This is a genomic window from Aneurinibacillus uraniidurans (assembly GCF_028471905.1).
In the GTDB taxonomy this organism is placed as follows: Bacteria; Bacillota; Bacilli; order Aneurinibacillales; family Aneurinibacillaceae; genus Aneurinibacillus; species Aneurinibacillus uraniidurans.
In genome coordinates this window covers 3,797,697-3,815,222 of sequence record NZ_CP116902.1, presented here as the reverse complement: position 1 = coordinate 3,815,222, position 17,526 = coordinate 3,797,697, and the positions used below count along the sequence as shown (strand labels likewise).

At 47.0% G+C, this 17,526-nt stretch carries 16 protein-coding genes, 2 tRNA genes, 2 rRNA genes and 1 other RNA gene; 18 read left to right on the top strand and 3 right to left on the bottom strand.

The features are described from left to right. Position 1 precedes the first annotated feature (1 nt). The 4 genes from PO771_RS19225 (at position 2) to tadA (ending at position 3,268) form a co-directional block, all read left to right on the top strand. Entirely contained in the window at positions 2-1,138 is a 1,137-nt protein-coding gene (locus PO771_RS19225; protein WP_272561231.1) for an acyl-CoA dehydrogenase family protein, read from the top strand. A gap of 14 nt (positions 1,139-1,152) precedes the next feature. Further along, a complete protein-coding gene (locus PO771_RS19220; protein ID WP_272561230.1) occupies positions 1,153-1,860 on the top strand; it encodes an alpha/beta fold hydrolase in 708 nt (235 codons plus the stop codon). Positions 1,861-1,980: 120 nt separating this feature from the next. Then, entirely contained in the window at positions 1,981-2,751 is a 771-nt protein-coding gene (locus PO771_RS19215) for a phosphodiester glycosidase family protein (protein WP_272561229.1), read from the top strand. A 52-nt stretch (positions 2,752-2,803) separates the two neighbouring features. Beyond that, positions 2,804-3,268, top strand: coding sequence for a tRNA adenosine(34) deaminase TadA (gene tadA, locus PO771_RS19210; protein WP_272561228.1), 465 nt, complete (start codon positions 2,804-2,806; stop codon positions 3,266-3,268). A gap of 30 nt (positions 3,269-3,298) precedes the next feature. Here the strand turns inward: tadA and PO771_RS19205 are convergent, their stop codons facing one another. The 3 genes from PO771_RS19205 to PO771_RS19195 are packed head-to-tail and all read right to left on the bottom strand — an operon-like array spanning position 3,299 to position 6,378. Further along, entirely contained in the window at positions 3,299-4,498 is a 1,200-nt protein-coding gene (locus tag PO771_RS19205; RefSeq protein ID WP_272561226.1) for an ABC transporter permease, read from the bottom strand. 1 nt (position 4,499) lies between these two features. Next, the gene (locus tag PO771_RS19200) at positions 4,500-5,774 is read right to left on the bottom strand and encodes an HlyD family secretion protein (RefSeq protein ID WP_272561225.1); all 1,275 of its coding nucleotides are present in this window, start codon (positions 5,772-5,774) and stop codon (positions 4,500-4,502) included. A gap of 13 nt (positions 5,775-5,787) precedes the next feature. Next, positions 5,788-6,378 carry a TetR/AcrR family transcriptional regulator gene (locus tag PO771_RS19195; RefSeq protein ID WP_272561223.1) on the bottom strand — a complete coding sequence of 197 codons (591 nt, stop codon included), beginning with the start codon at positions 6,376-6,378 and terminating at the stop codon, positions 5,788-5,790. Positions 6,379-6,517: 139 nt separating this feature from the next. On the opposite strand from PO771_RS19195, the gene PO771_RS19190 reads away from it, so the two are divergent. From PO771_RS19190 to rrf, 14 genes are all read left to right on the top strand, one after another. Further along, positions 6,518-6,610, top strand: a tRNA-Ser gene (locus PO771_RS19190). A 166-nt stretch (positions 6,611-6,776) separates the two neighbouring features. Further along, complete coding sequence (locus tag PO771_RS19185; RefSeq protein ID WP_272561222.1) at positions 6,777-7,484, top strand: hypothetical protein; 708 nt, start codon at positions 6,777-6,779, stop codon at positions 7,482-7,484. A gap of 86 nt (positions 7,485-7,570) precedes the next feature. After that, positions 7,571-8,722 (top strand): PP2C family protein-serine/threonine phosphatase, encoded by a 1,152-nt coding sequence (locus tag PO771_RS19180; RefSeq protein ID WP_272561221.1) that lies wholly within the window; start codon positions 7,571-7,573, stop codon positions 8,720-8,722. Beyond that, the gene (locus PO771_RS19175; RefSeq protein WP_272561219.1) at positions 8,709-9,293 is read left to right on the top strand and encodes a hypothetical protein; all 585 of its coding nucleotides are present in this window, start codon (positions 8,709-8,711) and stop codon (positions 9,291-9,293) included. The genes PO771_RS19180 and PO771_RS19175 overlap by 14 nt, the downstream gene beginning before the upstream one ends. Positions 9,294-9,372: 79 nt before the next feature. Next, positions 9,373-9,637, top strand: an RNA gene (gene ffs, locus PO771_RS19170) — signal recognition particle sRNA large type. A 150-nt stretch (positions 9,638-9,787) separates the two neighbouring features. Further along, positions 9,788-11,209, top strand: a complete 1,422-nt coding sequence (locus PO771_RS19165; RefSeq protein WP_272561218.1) for an ATP-binding protein — start codon at positions 9,788-9,790, stop codon at positions 11,207-11,209. Positions 11,210-11,327: 118 nt separating this feature from the next. After that, on the top strand, positions 11,328-13,052 hold the full coding sequence (gene dnaX, locus PO771_RS19160; RefSeq protein WP_272561217.1) for a DNA polymerase III subunit gamma/tau: 1,725 nt from the start codon (positions 11,328-11,330) through the stop codon (positions 13,050-13,052). Between the two features lie 12 nt (positions 13,053-13,064). Beyond that, positions 13,065-13,385: a YbaB/EbfC family nucleoid-associated protein gene (locus PO771_RS19155; RefSeq protein WP_272561216.1), complete on the top strand. Its 321-nt coding sequence runs from the start codon at positions 13,065-13,067 to the stop codon at positions 13,383-13,385. A gap of 17 nt (positions 13,386-13,402) precedes the next feature. Further along, entirely contained in the window at positions 13,403-13,999 is a 597-nt protein-coding gene (gene recR / locus PO771_RS19150; RefSeq protein WP_272561215.1) for a recombination mediator RecR, read from the top strand. Positions 14,000-14,132: 133 nt separating this feature from the next. Further along, a complete protein-coding gene (locus PO771_RS19145) occupies positions 14,133-15,077 on the top strand; it encodes a CPBP family intramembrane glutamic endopeptidase (protein WP_272561213.1) in 945 nt (314 codons plus the stop codon). 27 nt (positions 15,078-15,104) lie between these two features. Then, positions 15,105-15,371, top strand: coding sequence for a pro-sigmaK processing inhibitor BofA family protein (locus tag PO771_RS19140; protein ID WP_272561212.1), 267 nt, complete (start codon positions 15,105-15,107; stop codon positions 15,369-15,371). A 277-nt stretch (positions 15,372-15,648) separates the two neighbouring features. Next, positions 15,649-17,186 (top strand): 16S ribosomal RNA (locus PO771_RS19135). A gap of 96 nt (positions 17,187-17,282) precedes the next feature. After that, a tRNA-Ala gene (locus PO771_RS19130) sits at positions 17,283-17,358 on the top strand. Positions 17,359-17,373: 15 nt separating this feature from the next. Next, positions 17,374-17,490 (top strand): 5S ribosomal RNA (rrf, locus tag PO771_RS19125). Positions 17,491-17,526 lie beyond the last annotated feature (36 nt).

Here is a 17,526-nt window from a genome sequence, read left to right as displayed (position 1 = left end):
GATGAGCTTTGCACTGACAGACGAGCAGAAAGAAATACAACAGGGCATTCACAAACTAGCGCAGGAAAAAATCAAGCCACGTGCAGCGGAAATCGACGAAAAGGCCGAGTACCCGTTTGACATCAAAGAACTGCTGAGCGAATACGGCTATATTGGTGCGAATCTGCCGGAACAATACGGCGGTGCCGGACTTGATCTGCTTAGCTACTGCTTGATCGTCGAGGAGGTAGCACGTGTATGTGCATCCTCTTCCCAGGTGCTGACTGTACAGGAGCTTGGTACATTGCCGATCATTATTGGCGGCAGTGAGCAGCTCAAAGAACGTTATGTGCATGATCTTGCAACCGGACGCAAGATTGCTGCTTTTGGTTTGACTGAACCAAGTGCTGGTTCAGACGTGAAAAATATGAAAACGCGTGCGGAAAAAGATGGAGGCTACTATCGCCTGAATGGACAGAAGTGCTTCATTAGTAATGGTGGCGTAGCAGATGTATATAGTGTGTTTGCGAAGACTGACAAAGGATATGCTGCTTTTGCCATTGATAAAGATACGCCAGGATTTATTGTAGGCAAGCTGGAGAAAAAAATGGGCATCAAAGGCTCACCGACAGCTGAGATTTTCTTCGAGGACTGCATGGTTCCAGAAGAAAACCTGATTGGTGAAGACGGTGAGGGCTTCCTGGTTGCCATGAAAACGCTCGATAAAACACGACCAGGGATCGGAGCACAGGCACTGGGGATTGCCCAGGGTGCGCTGGATGTATGTCTGGAGTACGTGAAAGAGCGTGAGCAGTTCGGACGCCCGATCGGTTCCTTCCAGGCGATTCAATTCATGCTGGCAGATATGGCGATCCAGATTGAAGCGGCACGTGGGCTCGTATACCGGGCTGCGGCTTCGCTTGACAATCTTGGCAGCAAAGGCAAAGATCCATCTATGATGAAGCTTGCTTCTATGGCGAAAGTATTCGCATCGGATACAGCGATGAAAGTAACAACGGACGCCGTGCAGATTTTAGGTGGCTACGGATATATTCAGGAATTCCCGGTAGAGCGCATGATGCGTGACGCCAAAATTACGCAAATCTATGAAGGAACCAACCAAATTCAGCGTGTGGTTATTTCCCGGTCGATTATGTAGTAGGAGGAATAAGAATGGTAGCTTCTGGACAACTCCCTTTTGTGTTTATTCATGGCGCGGGTGGAACTAAAGCAAAATATCGTGGTATCGAAACATATCTCGAAGGCGTACCGGTTCGTATTATTGAACTACCGGGTCATGGAGGTAATAAGGCACCACATTGCACAACGATTGAGCAGCAAGCAGCCTGGATGCTGGAGCAGCTTGGTGAGGAAGAGGTTATTGTTGTCGGTCATTCGATGGGTGGACTCGTGGGGATTGAACTTGCAGCTCGTACGTCTTGCGTGAAGGGACTTGTCTTAAATGCAAGCCATTATGAGATGCCAGTTCATCCGAAAATCCTTGCTGAACTTGAGGCAGGCACGTTCCCGGACATGCTCTTTACCGCTTCGTATGGAAAAGGCGCTTCTGAGGAATTGATTGAAGAAGAGCGAGCTCAGTTGTCAGCGGTGCCGATGGATGTGACGCATGTGGATTTTGCGGCTTGCAGTGCGTATAAAGGGGAGGGTACCTTCCGTAGTCTGGCCGTCCCGATTTTGACCTTGTATGGAGCAGAAGATCGACTTCTGCCAAAAGGTGCGAAGGAAGCGGCAGCTACTGCTAATCAGCACGTGCGATCTGTAGTCATTGAAGGGGCCAGTCATTATATTATGCTTGAGCAGCCAGAAGCATTTGCGAAAGCGCTGCTGTCATTCCGTACTAACATTCTCGCAACTGTATAAGAAAGAAGGTTATCTATACCCGATTCTGTTCTTTTGGAATCGGGTGTTTTGTTTTTTTGGTGCGTTATAATAAGATTAATGTAGGTTATTGAAGTTTTTAGAAAAGGAGTAAAAGGTAGGATGAACAAATGGTTGGGCTGGTTTATTAGTTTTTTGCTCGTACTAGGAAGTACTGTATGTTTACCCGTTCAGGCGACCGAAACATCTAGTGTAGTTGCTACAGGCAAGACCGTAAGCTTCAGCGGAGGAAAGCGGGCGGTGAAGCTTGTGTATGTGAACCTGAATGATACGAAGCTTGACGTATTACCTGTACTCGCAGGAAATAAGCTTGGATCAACAGAAAGCTTGGAGAGTATGGCGAAGCGCACTGGGGCTTATGCGGCAATTAACGGTTCATTTTTTAATTCCTTTGATAAAGGGGCATACAAAAAAGCACACGGAGAAATCATTATTAATCATCAGGAAGTAAACGAAGGATGGACGGGAGCTTCGATTGGCTTCACGGAAACGAATATGCCTGTCATCGGAAGCTCCCGCAGCTTCAAAACAGTAGACGCGTCGTTCAAGCATATGACAAGTGCAGGTCCGACCTTGCTGCAAGGAGGTAAAATCGTCCTGAATGCAAAAGCAGAGGGGATGAATGATCCAAAAATTACAACGCAGAGCAGCCAGCGCAGCTTCATCGGATATACGAAGACGAACCGGCTTGTGCTAGGGACAGTGCCGAATGTTACAACGGCGCAGTTGGCACAAATTTGCAAGGAACTGGGCTTAGAATCAGCATTGAATATGGATGGAGGGGCGTCATCTGGTCTGTATGCGAATGGAAAATACCTGACTAAGCCAGGACGCCTGCTAAGTAATGCGCTTGTAATTATCCCTAAAAAATAACCATATTGATTGACTTTGTATTTTTTCTAGGTAGAAACGATGGGAGGAAAAGATGAACGACGAGTATTATATGGGGTTAGCCATAGCGGAAGCGCAAAAAGCGGCAGAGCGTGGAGAAGTACCGATAGGAGCAGTCATTGTCCGCAATGGAGAGATAGTCGGATCTGGCTACAATCTACGGGAAACAGGGAAGAACCCGCTAGCCCACGCCGAAATCATGGCGATTCAAGAAGCAAGTGAAGTGATGAAAGGCTGGCGATTGATTGAGACGACATTGTATGTAACGCTAGAGCCATGTCCAATGTGTGCGGGAGCGATTGTACAGGCACGTATTCCCCGTGTCGTATACGGTGCAATGGACCCGAAAGCAGGTTGTGCCGGAAGCTTAATGAACCTACTCCAAGAAGAGCGATTTAATCACCAGGTTGAACTTGTGCATGGTGTACGGGAAGAAGAGTGTGCCGACTTGCTGCGGGATTTTTTCCGGGCGTTGCGGCAGAAACGAAAAAAAGGATGAGCCACAGGTAGAGTGGTTCATCCTTTTTCCTTACATGGATAAGGTGGAAGGGGAAGAATCGTAGTCCTCTTCTTTTTGTTTTTTCAAGAACAGAGGTGTTAGTATGAATGCTGCAAAAAACGTGATGGCTCCGGTAAGCAGAAGAGCGATACAGTCACGCCATATCATGTCAAACCCGTGCCCTTTGATAAAGATTTCCCGCACGCCATCAAGGAAGTATGTGAGCGGAAGCGCATGACTGAGCACATATAGCGGGTGGGGCATCGCTTCAAATGGCCACGTAAATCCGGACAGTAGGAAGGAAGGGACTGCGATCAACATAGCAGTCTGTGTCGATCCAAGCTGATTGCTAGAGAACATACTGATAAAATATCCAAGTCCAATTAGTGCAATTGAGAAGCAGGCAGCCAGCGCCAGTGCAGGTACAATAAGTCCTCGGAACGGCAGATGATACATATACAGTGCCATGCTGAATGCAGTGACGTTATTCACCATACCGATCAAAAAATAAGGGGCCGCTTTGGCATAGGCAATCCGCCAGGGCATATCACGCCATTGAGCAAAGCGGCTCCATGTCCCCTGCTCTTTCTCCCGTGTAATCGCAAGCGCAATTCCCAGCAGCAGAATTTGCTGCAGAATGGTGCCGATCAGACCATACACAAGGAAGTAGTTATAGTTAAACATCGGATTATACAGGACGCGGGATCGGAATGGGATCGGAGCGAACGTCGAGGAGATCTGCTCATCCTGTAGCCCCTGCTGTTTTAGTTTCATGGAAGAGGCGCCATACCCAATCGTTGTGACAACTTGATTAGCGGCGCGTGTTGCCGCATTGGAAAACAGCATGTTACTTCCATCAACAAACGTAAGCACCGGCACGTTCTCGCCATGCTTTAATCTCGCCTCGAAGTCATTCGGAATAATGATACCGACTTTTGCTTCACCGTGCTCAATCGCTCGCTCCACTTCTGGTTCCGAGCGTACCTGTCGGTTAACATGAAACGTTTCGGTTTGATCGAATGACTGTACGATCTGGCGACTGAGCTGACTGTTGTCTCCGTCGTACACGATGGTCGGGATTTCTTTTATCCGCTGATTCGTATATAAATAGCCAAACAGGGCGGTATACATAAGCGGGACGATGAACAGGATTGCGAATAGACGGCGGTCCTTGAGGATATTTTGCCACTCTTCCCGGATAACGTCCCCGATTTTGAGACGGTTTTCCATGCTATTTCGCTCCTTTGCCCTGCCATTGCAGCGTCATGCCAGTTGCTATTGTATCAGGCAGATCAAGTAAGGTTACTTTTACACCAAATGAGCGCACGTCCGTATCGCCTGTACCTTGGCTTGGCTTCTGGATCGCAAAATCAGCGGCCGGCTGAATAACCGTTACACGACCTTTGACTACTTTGCCGGTGGAAATTACCTTCAATTGGACTTCATCCCCCGTTTTCATTCCAGCCATTCGGTTTTCCGGGAAGTAGAATTTTGCCCAGCGATCCTGATTGGATTCAAGTGTCAGGACCGGGAAGCCTGCACCGACAAGTTCTCCGCTTTGTGCGGATTGGACGGTAATGATGCCGTCAGATGGTGCTCGTAATTCAGTGTAGCTAATGTACGTGTTCGCTTCGTTTAAAGCTGCCTGGGCTTTAGATACACCGGCAGATGCGGACGAAACTGCAGATTGTGCCTGAGAAACCCCGGCCTCTGCTGCTCGCACATCATCCTGGCGAAGTGTGACCTGGCCTCTGTTTGCTTCCGCAAGAGCGACGGCTGCCTGAGCCTGTTCTACCTGTGCTTGAGCTGCTTTAATTTCTTCTACACGCGGCCCTTGTTTTACCAGTTCATACTGCTTAACAGATGCATCATATTCAGCTTTTGCTTTTTGATAGTTGAGCTCCGCCTCGTCTACTTTGGCTTGAGGGACAGCCCCGGCTTGAAACAGAGCTTGTGTCCGTTTCAGATTATCGTCTGCGATGCGGCTTGCCTCTTTGGCGGCGTTCATTTTAATTTGTGCCTGCTGTTTTTCTTCTGGGCGGGCGCCATTTTTTAGTGCTTCGAGATGTGCTTGTGCTGCTTTCACGGCAGCTTGCGCCTGAGAAACTTGTCGCTCGGCTGTTTCGGCTGTTACGGTGACGGCGTTACTTCCCTGTAGTTTTTTCGCTTCTGCTGCCGATACGGCAGCAGAAGCCTGACCTACTCCAGCATCAGCCGCTTGAAGAGCTGCCTGCGCCTGAGCAGCCTTATCTTGCAGCTCTTTACTCTCAATTCGTGCGAGTAGCTGACCTTTTTTTACATGGTCTCCTTCTTTTACATAGATCTGATTGATACGTCCGCCGATCTTAAAGCTGAGATTCATATTGGTTGCTTCTACATAGGCGGTTGGCTGATCTACGGATGCGGCTTCAATGTGCCCGGTTTCCTGGTAGGAAGCCAGTGCATACGTCCCTCCTCCTATCAGCAGTGCCATTGCCGAGAACATGGTGATTCGAATTGCTTTCATCGTTTTTTCTCCCCTATTCTTGATCAGAGATTCCCATCATGTGAAGAACAAGACATTGTAAGCTGCTGCGTAGTGCGACATTATCGAGTGATTGTCCGTGAACAATAGCTCGCATCGCTGCAAATCCAACCATTCCAAAGTAGCTGCTAGCGGCTGTTTTAACATCGATGCTGGCGGGCAGTTTCCTCTGCTCCTGGGCGGTGTGCAGCTCACTTTCTAGTAAATCGAAATATTTTTGTAGTACATGCCGGATTGTGTGATGTCGTTCTTGTGTTCCCCAACTGCGACTGAGCAGCAGACGGCAAAAGTCTTGTTCATTCTCAAAGAAGTCAAGATGCGCTTCTGTCAGGCGGATAACCCGCTCACGGAAGTCGTCGTCGCTGACGGGTGCGACGTAATCTTGAATCATTGAAATAAAGCGCTGCACGCCTGATTCCATGACGAAAATATAAAGGTCTTCTTTTGTTTTGAAGTTGTAGTAAAGCGTACCTTTGGCTACGCCGCATATTTCGGCGATTTGCTCCATTGTTGTTTCGTTAAATCCTTTTTCTGCGAACGCTTTAAGCGCCCCCTGAAAAATCAACTCTTTTGTTTTTGTCCGCATGTATTCACCTCGAACTTTTTTAAACTGACTGGTCAGTACAAATTTATTTTTTATTATAAAAAGGGTTTTTGGAAAAATCAAGACGAAAGATTTCTTTTTGCATCTCATAATTTTAATGTGATAAAATATACAATGTTATGGAGATGTACCCAAGCCCGGCTGAAGGGGACTGACTCGAAATCAGTTAGGCGTCTTACGGCGCGCGGGGGTTCGAATCCCTCCATCTCCGCCATACATATAAAAGCTAGGCCGTAGCGTGATGCTGCGGTTTTTTGTGTAGCCACGAAAAAGTTTTGCAAACAGACATAATTAAGGATTGAAAAAATGTGAAGGAACACGTACTATTTTTCTCGAAGCAGTAATTAATTAGTAGAGACGATACAAGAGGAGATATACCAATGAGGAAACGAAAGCTTCTGGCAGGTGTACTACTTTCTATAGCTCTAGCCGGAGTTGGATTTGGTACCGTCACATTGAATGTCGAGGCAGACGATCAGCCGGAAGAGATAGCTCCTGCGAATCCATCACCTTATCAGGTCAATGTTGACGACAATGCTACCCCTTCCGAATTCGAGCAAGAAATGCGCAAAAACCTGTACCATGAAGTCGTACAGCATGAAAAAATTCCAGTATCAGACCCAAGAATGGCTCGCATTCAGGAAGTATTTTCTGTTGTAGAGCAGCCGTTTGAGAAGCCGCTAGATAAACCACGTAAAGGCCGTCCCGATAAAATGTCGATTGATCCATTAACCGGAGATGCTCACTACACGAATGGCCTGGTTATTAATCGTGAAGGCCGGGTAATTAAGCGCCCAGAATCATTCTCACCGTCTCGGGGACAACTAGCACCGCTTGTTCGAACGCTTACGACCGAACTTCAGGCCATGGCTAATCAGCCTTATAGTGATCAGCTGGGGCGTGATATGGTTATAAAAATTAATGAGCTTGAATCGTATACAGACAGCCTTGATCTAACGGAACTAACAGGACTTCTCATTGAGGTCAGTCACTCCATCACACAGGGGAAAGAAGGGTTTACCCGTTCCGTAAAAACGCTAGATGAAATTCATCGCCTTGTTAATTTTGACAAAAAGATTGGCAGCTAGTAAGACAGCGATTCCGCTATAGGGGACCGCTGTCTTTTACTAGTTGTCTACGATGAAAAATTCATAGAAAAGGTGTGTCTGTTTTTATGTCAGAATCTGCTGGAACTATTCTGCTTCTTGGAACGCCCCAGCCGCTGATGCGTTCTTTTCTTTCCATGCAGTATCGATTGTTGGAGGTAGAGGATATATCACATTTGCGGCGCATTATGGAACGGATTATGACCGTTGAGCTAGTATTGGTCAGTGCTGCGAGTGCAGAAAAAGCGGAAAACCTTAAAGAAGCCATTCATGAGCTACGGAACGTTGAGCCGCTTTTACCTATTTTGCTTGATTGTCCAGGATTGTATTTTGAAGATAGACTGTTGTACTTTGATCGTGGAGTCTCCTATATTTTTTCTTATCCTCTTGATGTGCGTGAAGTTCGCCTGATGGTTCAGAAGTACATCGCACATGCCCGTAGCTTGAACGAACGTATGAGTCGATTTCACGCTGTACAAAAAGAGCTGAATATCGCCACTCTCGTTCAGAAAAGTCTGTATCCTCAGGAAATTAAGAGCGGAGCTATTCGCTTTACGTACATCCACCAGCCTTACTACCTTCTCGGCGGGGACTTATTCGAGTTTATTTCACTTGACGACGGCAAGGCGGCATTATTCTTGCTGGATGTGTCGGGTCATGGCTTTTCAGCTTCTTTAATTACGATGGCCATTCGTACGCTTTTACGCGGACTGGCTATGAAAGTAACCGATCCTGCCACGGTTATGAAGGAACTTAATTCCCATCTTTGTCGCCTATTCTTCCGCCTCCCGGATACGATGTTTGTGAGCTGCATGTATGTGGTAGTAGATATATCAGCTGGAACTATGGAGTATGCGAATGCAGGTCATCCAAATGGGTATGTGCTTGATACAGAAGCGGATATCTTGCATTGCCTGCGGTCTACTTCTTTGCCGCTTGGTATTATTGAGACAAATCGACATGAAACAAAGAAATTGGCAGTAGGAAAGACGGGCCGTCTTATGCTTATGACAGACGGTGTGTATGAGAAAGGAAATGATCCGGAAGGAAATGCAAAGCGGATTGAGAGGTTGACGAAAGTTTTTCGATCATCAGATTACCGTGAGCTAGATCCGCTACAGATGCAGCTCAAACAGGAAATTCAGAAGGAGCATCCGATACGGGAAGACGATTATACGATGCTTTTGCTTGAATGGGGTGAAGGTAATGAGCGCCGCTGAAGAGGAAATTATACGGATTATCCAAAAGCTTGACTCCTCAATAAACAGCGTGTTATTCCTGCATGATCATGGGCTAATGCTGCGAGAGTTAAAGAAAAACGTTTCCCTTCCACGACTAATTGTTAGACAACTCTGCATTCATACTCCAGATGATTTTTCTGATTTTGTACATCAGGTTGCGATTTTGTATACAGCAAGTTTGCTTCAGCAGGCATGTATTCTCGCGGGGAAGCCGAGTCCAGATGAAAGCTATGCGCGCTATTATGCACAACAGCTATTTGCAACGATCAAGAATGGCTGGATCGAACCAAAAAAAGCATATGAACAGCTGGTGACGTACATATGGGAGCATGACATGAATCAGCTGCAGACGTATCGCTGGCTTCTGAATCCGTTTCCTGTCGGAAGTGAGGTGCGATTAACCGATCAAACTGTCTGGCAGGTTATACAGGTGCAGGCAGATACACCGATGAATCCAACGATTATAAAAGAAGGGGAACGAATGGTTCTGACAGCTGAACAAATCGAATGGGTAGAGTCAGTACGATACAGACTGGATTCGCTTCCTTAATCGACCAGCTTGCACATCTGTTCTGTTTTTGTTATGATGAATGGGCAGTTAACACTGCCTAATAAAAGCGTATAAGTTTCCGCACTAGATGGGGAGGTAGCGGTGCCCTGTAACCCGCAATCCGCTGTAGCGGGGTTGAATTCCTATCAGAGGTGCGTAACATGTGGGGTCAGGTCCGTGCAAGTGGTGTTGAGAACCGGGTCCTGCGCAACGAAAGCCCATGAACCTGGTCAGGTCCGGAAGGAAGCAGCCATAAGTGGTATCTTTCGTGTGCCGCAGGGGTGCCTGGTTTGAGCTAACTACACGGGGCCGCTCGGATGTACGTATCGAAGATAGGTGTGCGGTTCATTTTTATAGAACTCCTGGTGTATTTTACACCAGGAGTTCTTATTTTTTACGGAAAAGAAAGGAAATAAGAAAAGAAAAACGAATTAGTATAGTTAACATATACCGACAAAATGGCAATTATCTCTAGTTTGTGGAGGAACGATGTAATGTCTAGCAATTCATTTTACTTAGAGATCGGCATGGATGAATTAGAAATACATCTGCATACGATGCCATTTGCTGCTGTATTTTTTAACGGACAGGGCCACATTGTAGAAGCGAATGCAATCTTGCTTCAGGCAACCGGCCATACATATGAAGAAATTAAGCAAAAGACATACCAGGATTTATTCGTAACGAAAGACTCATTTGAAGCTTGGCTTTCCTACTGCGATATTATGCGCGAGCGTTTCTTACAGACACCGCGAAGTTTACTGCGGTTAAAAAGCGGTGAGACGTGCATGTGCGATTTAATGATTTACAGAGGGAATGGGGAAGATGCGATTCATTATATTATCCTCCCGGGTATTCAAGAGGCACAGGGGCCGGATGCTTTCCCGTCTATTTATCAACAAATCGTTCGTGAGATCAATCTGGGGATTATTTTACTGAGTAAGGAAGCCCGGATTTTGGAGATTAGCAATAAAGCCTGCACCATTCTTGGGGTGCGTAAAACTGAGGTAATTAATAAGACAATTGAAGAAGCTTTCCCGGGAATGGGAGAAGAACAGGGGTTTATTTCCTCTTCTCTGCTGAGCGGTGTTACAGTATCGGATAAGCCCTATTCGTGGAACAACGGGGAACAGCGGTTCGAGCTGATTGTAGACTCAGATGTATTTCGTGATGCGGCGGGTCAAATCAAGGGTGGGTATTATATTTTTAAAAACATCACGAATATGCGTTCACTCGAAGAGAAAATCGAACGTAGTGATCGCCTGGCTATGATCGGACAGATTGCAGCTGGCACAGCGCATGAAATTCGTAATCCGCTTACATCCATTAATGGCTTCCTTCAGATGATGCGGGAATCACTTGAAAAAGCGGGTATGCAAAAAGAGAAGAGTTATACAGATATTATGCTGATGGAAATCAAGCGGATTAATGATCTGGTCAGCGAGTTTTTATTACTGAGTAAGCAGAAAAAGATTCAGTACAAGCTTGTTGATATTAAGCAGGTGATGTGTGAGATTTTACCGATTGTAAAAAATGAAGCGCTTTTACAGGGAATTGAGGTTAGAATGGAGCAGGAAGAATATCTTCCGCACATTATGGGGGATGGAGAACTATTAAAGCAGGTATTCTTGAATATATCCAAAAATGGAATCGAGGCGATGGGTGGCAAAGGAGAACTCACTGTACGTATTGTCTCCAATCATGGGAATTTGGAGATTACGATACATGATAGTGGGCAGGGAATTCCGCCGTATTTAGCTGATAAGATTTTTGAGCCCTTTTTTACGACAAAAGAAAACGGGACTGGGCTAGGGTTGCCAGTTTGTCAGAAAATTATACATGATATGGGTGGTAGCATCCGAGTTTCAAGCAAAGGGTTCGGTACGACTTTTCATATTATCCTTCCTTCCTGTTGATCACTCCCCACCTCTTTCCCATAAAGTGTGTTCAATGATATAATCATACTAGTATTGATTATCTTAGTTCCGTATATGGTTAGGTAGCATATATGGACAAGAAAGCGGAGAGGCAAACATGACATATCGTGCATTATATCGTGTTTGGCGGCCGCAGACATTTCATGATATCGTAGGCCAGGAACACATCACTCGTACGCTGCAAAACGCAATTAAAGAGCAGCGTTTTTCTCATGCGTACTTATTTAATGGGCCGCGCGGTACCGGTAAGACTAGTGCAGCCAAAGTGATGGCGAAGGCGATTAACTGTGAACAGGGTCCGGCAGCGGAACCCTGCAACGAATGTGCGGCCTGCCGTGGAATTACAGAAGGCTCTGTTGTCGATGTCATGGAGATTGACGCTGCTTCGAATCGACGAATTGAAGAAATTCGGGATATTCGTGATAAAGTGAAGTATGCGCCGACTCAAGTACGGTATAAAGTATATATTATTGATGAAGTGCACATGCTGACGACGGAAGCGTTTAACGCCTTACTGAAAACGTTGGAAGAACCGCCAGCCCATGTGATTTTTATTCTGGCAACGACAGATCCACATAAGCTTCCGGCTACGATTATTTCCCGCTGTCAGCGGTTTGATTTCCGACGTATCGGAAGTGGAGCAATTGTGAAGCGGATGCGCGAGGCAGTCGAAGCGGAACACGTCCAGATTTCAGATCAGGCGCTGACATTTATTGCACGTATGGCAGAAGGTGGGATGAGGGATGCATTGAGCTTGCTTGATCAGGCTCTTTCGTTCGGTGGCGAACAGATTGATCTTGAAGATGTGATCGCCATTACGGGTGCCGCTTCCCATGGTTTGTTGAGTGAGACGGTTACGGCAATCCAGGATGGGGCAACTGCTACGGCACTCGACATTGTTCGCCGCCTTGTGCAAGAAGGTAAAAGCCCGGAGCAGTTTCTGGATGATTTACTCTTTTACTTCCGGGACCTCCTGCTGTATAAAACAGCGCCAGCGTTAGAAGAGATTCAGGACCGGATCATACTGGAACCAGAATTCGCAAAGCTAGCAGACAGCCTGGTACGTCCGCACATTTTCGCTGTTATTGAGCAGTTGAACCGGGCGAAGAGTGAGATGAAGTGGGCCAGTCAGCCGCGGATTATGCTCGAGCTGATTCTGATTCAGCTTTGCCAAGCGACAGGTTCTGAACAGGAAGTTATGGGGGGTGGAGAGAATCCGTCAGGCGCCCCTGCTGTTTTATCTGCGGATGTGGCACAGCTTCTACAGCGAATTGATATACTGGAGAAGCGCCTTAAGCAGATGGAAACAGACGGAAGCTCAGCTTCACCCGTGTCGCAACCGACTCGTCCAGAAAAGCGTCGTTCCAGCCTTCAGCCGACAGTCAAAATTCCGGTTAGTCGCATTCAAGATGTGGCGGTTCATTCGATTGAGCCACAATTACGGAAGTTACAGTCCATCTGGCCGGACATTCTTGGGACAGTTAAATCACGCAGCATCCAACTGCATGCCTGGCTCCTTGATGGCAAGCCGGTTGCACTCTCTCAGGATGGAATCGTGGTCTGCTTTAAGAGCGTGATTCATTGTGAGACAACATCACGCGAATTAAATAAGAAGTTACTTGAAGAAGTTGTAAAAGGATTTATAAATCGTCCTGTTGAATTATTTACCTTGATGGAAAGTCAGTGGCAGGAGATTCGGCAGGCAGCCGTTTTGCCAGAGAAAGGATCGGGAGAGGAGTCGGTATCTGCTCCCGAAGCAGAGCCACTGGTTGATGAAGCGATAAAGTTGTTTGGCGAAGACCTTGTGGACATAAAAGATTAGGAGGAACACAATATGTTTGGTGGCGGAAATATGCAAAATATGATGAAGCAAGTTAAGAAAATGCAGCAGCAAATGCAAAAGGCGCAAGAAGAGCTGAAGGAACAGACCGTAGAAGGAACATCTGGCGGCGGCATGGTAACTGTGAAGGCGAATGGTCAGAAGGAAATTCTTGAAGTGAAGATCAAGCCGGAAGCGGTTGACCCGGATGATGTTGAAATGCTCGAAGATCTTGTGCTGGCTGCGGTAACGGAAGCGCTCAATAAAGCCGATGAGATGGCATCGAAAAGCATGGGACGTTTCACAGGCGGTATGAATATGCCGGGGATGTTCTAGGTCATAGGGAGGCATACGTGTATTATCCCGAACCGATAGCTAAATTGATTGATGGATTTATGAAATTGCCAGGCATCGGCCCGAAAACGGCAGCCCGTCTGGCCTTTTTCGTGCTTGGCATGAAAGAAGATGATGTGCTTGATATTGCCAAGGCGCTTGTAAATGCGAAGCGGAATTTGTTTTATTGCTCGGTATGTCAGAACATTACAGATGTTGACCCGTGCCGTATCTGTTCCGACACATCAAGAGATATATCTACCATTTGTGTCGTGCAAGAGCCGAAAGATTTGATTGCGATGGAGAAAACACGTGAATTTACGGGGTACTATCATGTGTTGCATGGCGCGATTTCTCCTATGGAAGGAGTCGGACCAGAAGATATTCGCATCGCAGAATTGCTCAGGCGTTTAGAAAATGAAGAGGTACAGGAACTCATTTTAGCGACCAATCCGAATATTGAAGGGGAAGCGACTGCAATGTATATCTCTCGGCTTGTGAAACCGTTTGGTATTCGGGTGACCCGAATTGCGCATGGTCTGCCGGTAGGCGGGGATCTAGAATACGCGGATGAGGTAACGATTTCAAAAGCACTTGAGGGAAGAAGAGAGTTGTAATAGGTTGTTCTTTCCATGATAAAGTGAAGATGCCAGCATCGTATTGCTGAGCATCTTTATTTTTTATCAAGGAGAGCTTGTTCTGTTATAGGGGAATTCGGAATATGTTTGTACAAGATGGCGAGGTGAGGATGTGGCGAAGAATCGACGGTGGGAACAAGTAGCTGTAGTTTCGAGTATACTTCTGCTGCTTGGATATATAAGTGCGCAGGTATTTCATTTTTCTACGCTTCGCTTGGTAGTAACAGAGCAAGGGTTGTGGCGGATTGTGGCGACAGGTGAAGCAAGCCGATGGTTGGCTTTCAGCGTGCTTGGGCTAAGTGTGCTGCCGATTTTTGTGTTTGTGCCGGCTCTTATAAAAGTACGTCGCAGGAGACTTTTGCTTTGGGAGCGAGAACTAACCGGAACGGACTTGTTGTATTACTTTGCACTTTATCAGGCGTTTACAGGAGCAACGTATATTTTGTACGAGTTTGTAGATGGGTCTTTTTTTCAAGCGGATACACCGGGGGGACTTATTGAGTCTTTGTTAATGCAGATTATTATGCTTGTATGCGGTCTGATTTTATTTGCTGGGAGAATGGACGAACTGGGGTTTGTTCGACCGACCCGAATGTTTTCGATGATTGGGGCGGTTGTGGGCTTTTATTTGGCTTCTCTTTTTTTATTAGATAGATTGGTAACAATTCCAATTGCACAGGGATTACATGTAGATCTGTATTCATGGCGTGAAGAACAAATCTCTGGCGGCGTAACAGAAGCTAAGAGCCTCGGTATGATGATGGGACTTCTGGAAATAACACTGATTGGGATGTTTGTGCCGATCGCAGAAGAGATGATGTTTCGAGGTGTACTACAAACGGCGATTACAAATCGGCTGGGGGCAGCAGCTGGAATTATAGGTTCGAGTTTATTGTTTGGCATTTTCCATGTAGACCCTGTTTTTTTCCCTTCTTTATTTATTATGGGCATAATACTTGGGTGGCTACGCCATCATTATCAAAGTATCTGGGCATCTATACTATTTCATTCACTTAATAACTCTGTTACTGTACTTATTTATTTTCTTAAAAAATAAATAATTGGGAAAAGGGGGAGACAGCTGTTGAATGGCTGGACAATTGGGGTAGCTGTAGCGATTGCGATAAGTGTATTTTTACTTATGAATCAGGCTGCGTGGAGACCTATTAAATGGATCGGGTGGGGGCTGGGAAATCTGGTTGTGGGCAGTATTATGCTATTTTTGTTTAATTTGGCTGGACAGTCTATCTCATTTCATCTCCCGGTTAATCCTGTGACGGTAACCATAACGGGGTTCCTTGGTGTACCGGGTCTTGCTACGCTAGTTGTTATTAAACAGTTTCTCTTGTGAACAAATGTTGACCCTAGCCAAAAACAATGCTACAGTGTAAAAGTCCGTTACAACGGACTTTTTATTTTTTAGTTCATTTTAAAAACAAAATAAAAAAGTGTTGACTTAATTTATGGGACATGATAAATTATAAAGGTCGCCACTGAAATACAGTCGGGCGATGAATTGCTAAAGAAGTTCCTTGAAAACTGAACAGTGAAACTCGAGTGTGCGAGTTCAATCAATTTCGATTTAATTATAAGCTAGCTTTCGAGCTCAGCGAATCATCTTTTCAACTTTATTGGAGAGTTTGATCCTGGCTCAGGACGAACGCTGGCGGCGTGCCTAATACATGCAAGTCGAGCGGACAGATGGAGTGCTTGCACTCCTGATGTTAGCGGCGGACGGGTGAGTAACACGTAGGCAACCTGCCCGACAGACAGGGATAACTCCGGGAAACCGGTGCTAATACCTGATACGCAGCAAGGAGGCATCTCCTTGCTGGGAAAGACCATGAGTCACTGTCGGATGGGCCTGCGGCGCATTAGCTAGTTGGTGGGGTAGAGGCCTACCAAGGCGACGATGCGTAGCCGACCTGAGAGGGTGATCGGCCACACTGGGACTGAGACACGGCCCAGACTCCTACGGGAGGCAGCAGTAGGGAATCTTCCGCAATGGACGAAAGTCTGACGGAGCAACGCCGCGTGAACGAAGAAGGTTTTCGGATCGTAAAGTTCTGTTGTAAGGGACGAACCGCCGGGATGACCTCCCGGTCTGACGGTACCTTACGAGAAAGCCCCGGCTAACTACGTGCCAGCAGCCGCGGTAATACGTAGGGGGCAAGCGTTGTCCGGAATTATTGGGCGTAAAGCGCGCGCAGGCGGTTTTCTAAGTTAGGTGTGAAAGCCCACGGCTCAACCGTGGAGGGCCACCTAAAACTGGGAGACTTGAGTGCAGGAGAGGAGAGCGGAATTCCACGTGTAGCGGTGAAATGCGTAGAGATGTGGAGGAACACCCGTGGCGAAGGCGGCTCTCTGGCCTGTAACTGACGCTGAGGCGCGAAAGCGTGGGGAGCAAACAGGATTAGATACCCTGGTAGTCCACGCCGTAAACGATGAGTGCTAGGTGTTGGGGACTCCAATCCTCAGTGCCGCAGCTAACGCAATAAGCACTCCGCCTGGGGAGTACGGCCGCAAGGCTGAAACTCAAAGGAATTGACGGGGACCCGCACAAGCGGTGGAGCATGTGGTTTAATTCGAAGCAACGCGAAGAACCTTACCAGGGCTTGACATCCCTCTGAAATCTCTAGAGATAGAGGCTCCCTTCGGGGCAGAGGTGACAGGTGGTGCATGGTTGTCGTCAGCTCGTGTCGTGAGATGTTGGGTTAAGTCCCGCAACGAGCGCAACCCTTGTCCTTAGTTGCCAGCATTTAGTTGGGCACTCTAGGGAGACTGCCGTCGACAAGACGGAGGAAGGTGGGGATGACGTCAAATCATCATGCCCCTTATGTCCTGGGCTACACACGTGCTACAATGGATGGAACAACGGGCAGCCAACTCGCGAGAGTGAGCAAATCCCTGAAAACCATTCTCAGTTCGGATTGCAGGCTGCAACTCGCCTGCATGAAGCCGGAATCGCTAGTAATCGCGGATCAGCATGCCGCGGTGAATACGTTCCCGGGTCTTGTACACACCGCCCGTCACACCACGAGAGTTTGCAACACCCGAAGTCGGTGAGGTAACCGCAAGGAGCCAGCCGCCGAAGGTGGGGTAGATGATTGGGGTGAAGTCGTAACAAGGTATCCGTACCGGAAGGTGCGGATGGATCACCTCCTTTCTATGGAGACTTTGCACACGTCGAGATTTCACTGTTCAGTTTTGAAGGAATTTTTTATTTTCCTTCATTTATAAAAAGAGTTAGCTTCATAAACATGGGGCTATAGCTCAGCTGGGAGAGCGCTACACTGGCAGTGTAGAGGTCAGCGGTTCGATCCCGCTTAGCTCCACCAAAAATTCTATTCTAGTCTGGTGACGATGGCAAAAGGGTCACACCTGTTCCCATCCCGAACACAGAAGTTAAGTCTTTTAGCGCCGATGGTACTTGGGGGGCAACTCCCTGGGAGAGTAGGACGTCGCCGGGCGGAACAAACAAAAAAGTTTGTTGACAAACTATTGTT

Excerpts from the sequence above, each read along its gene's own strand:
- PO771_RS19200 (WP_272561225.1), bottom strand. The coding sequence starts at position 5,774 with ATGAAAGCAATTCGAATCACCATGTTCTCGGCAATGGCACTGCTGATA.
- PO771_RS19195 (WP_272561223.1), bottom strand. The coding sequence starts at position 6,378 with ATGCGGACAAAAACAAAAGAGTTGATTTTTCAGGGGGCGCTTAAAGCG.
- PO771_RS19215 (WP_272561229.1), top strand. The coding sequence starts at position 1,981 with ATGAACAAATGGTTGGGCTGGTTTATTAGTTTTTTGCTCGTACTAGGA.
- PO771_RS19180 (WP_272561221.1), top strand. The coding sequence starts at position 7,571 with ATGTCAGAATCTGCTGGAACTATTCTGCTTCTTGGAACGCCCCAGCCG.
- PO771_RS19165 (WP_272561218.1), top strand. The coding sequence starts at position 9,788 with ATGTCTAGCAATTCATTTTACTTAGAGATCGGCATGGATGAATTAGAA.
- PO771_RS19225 (WP_272561231.1), top strand. The coding sequence starts at position 2 with ATGAGCTTTGCACTGACAGACGAGCAGAAAGAAATACAACAGGGCATT.
- PO771_RS19205 (WP_272561226.1), bottom strand. The coding sequence starts at position 4,498 with ATGGAAAACCGTCTCAAAATCGGGGACGTTATCCGGGAAGAGTGGCAA.
- PO771_RS19175 (WP_272561219.1), top strand. The coding sequence starts at position 8,709 with ATGAGCGCCGCTGAAGAGGAAATTATACGGATTATCCAAAAGCTTGAC.
- PO771_RS19185 (WP_272561222.1), top strand. The coding sequence starts at position 6,777 with ATGAGGAAACGAAAGCTTCTGGCAGGTGTACTACTTTCTATAGCTCTA.
- PO771_RS19155 (WP_272561216.1), top strand. The coding sequence starts at position 13,065 with ATGTTTGGTGGCGGAAATATGCAAAATATGATGAAGCAAGTTAAGAAA.
- PO771_RS19220 (WP_272561230.1), top strand. The coding sequence starts at position 1,153 with ATGGTAGCTTCTGGACAACTCCCTTTTGTGTTTATTCATGGCGCGGGT.
- dnaX (WP_272561217.1), top strand. The coding sequence starts at position 11,328 with ATGACATATCGTGCATTATATCGTGTTTGGCGGCCGCAGACATTTCAT.
- tadA (WP_272561228.1), top strand. The coding sequence starts at position 2,804 with ATGAACGACGAGTATTATATGGGGTTAGCCATAGCGGAAGCGCAAAAA.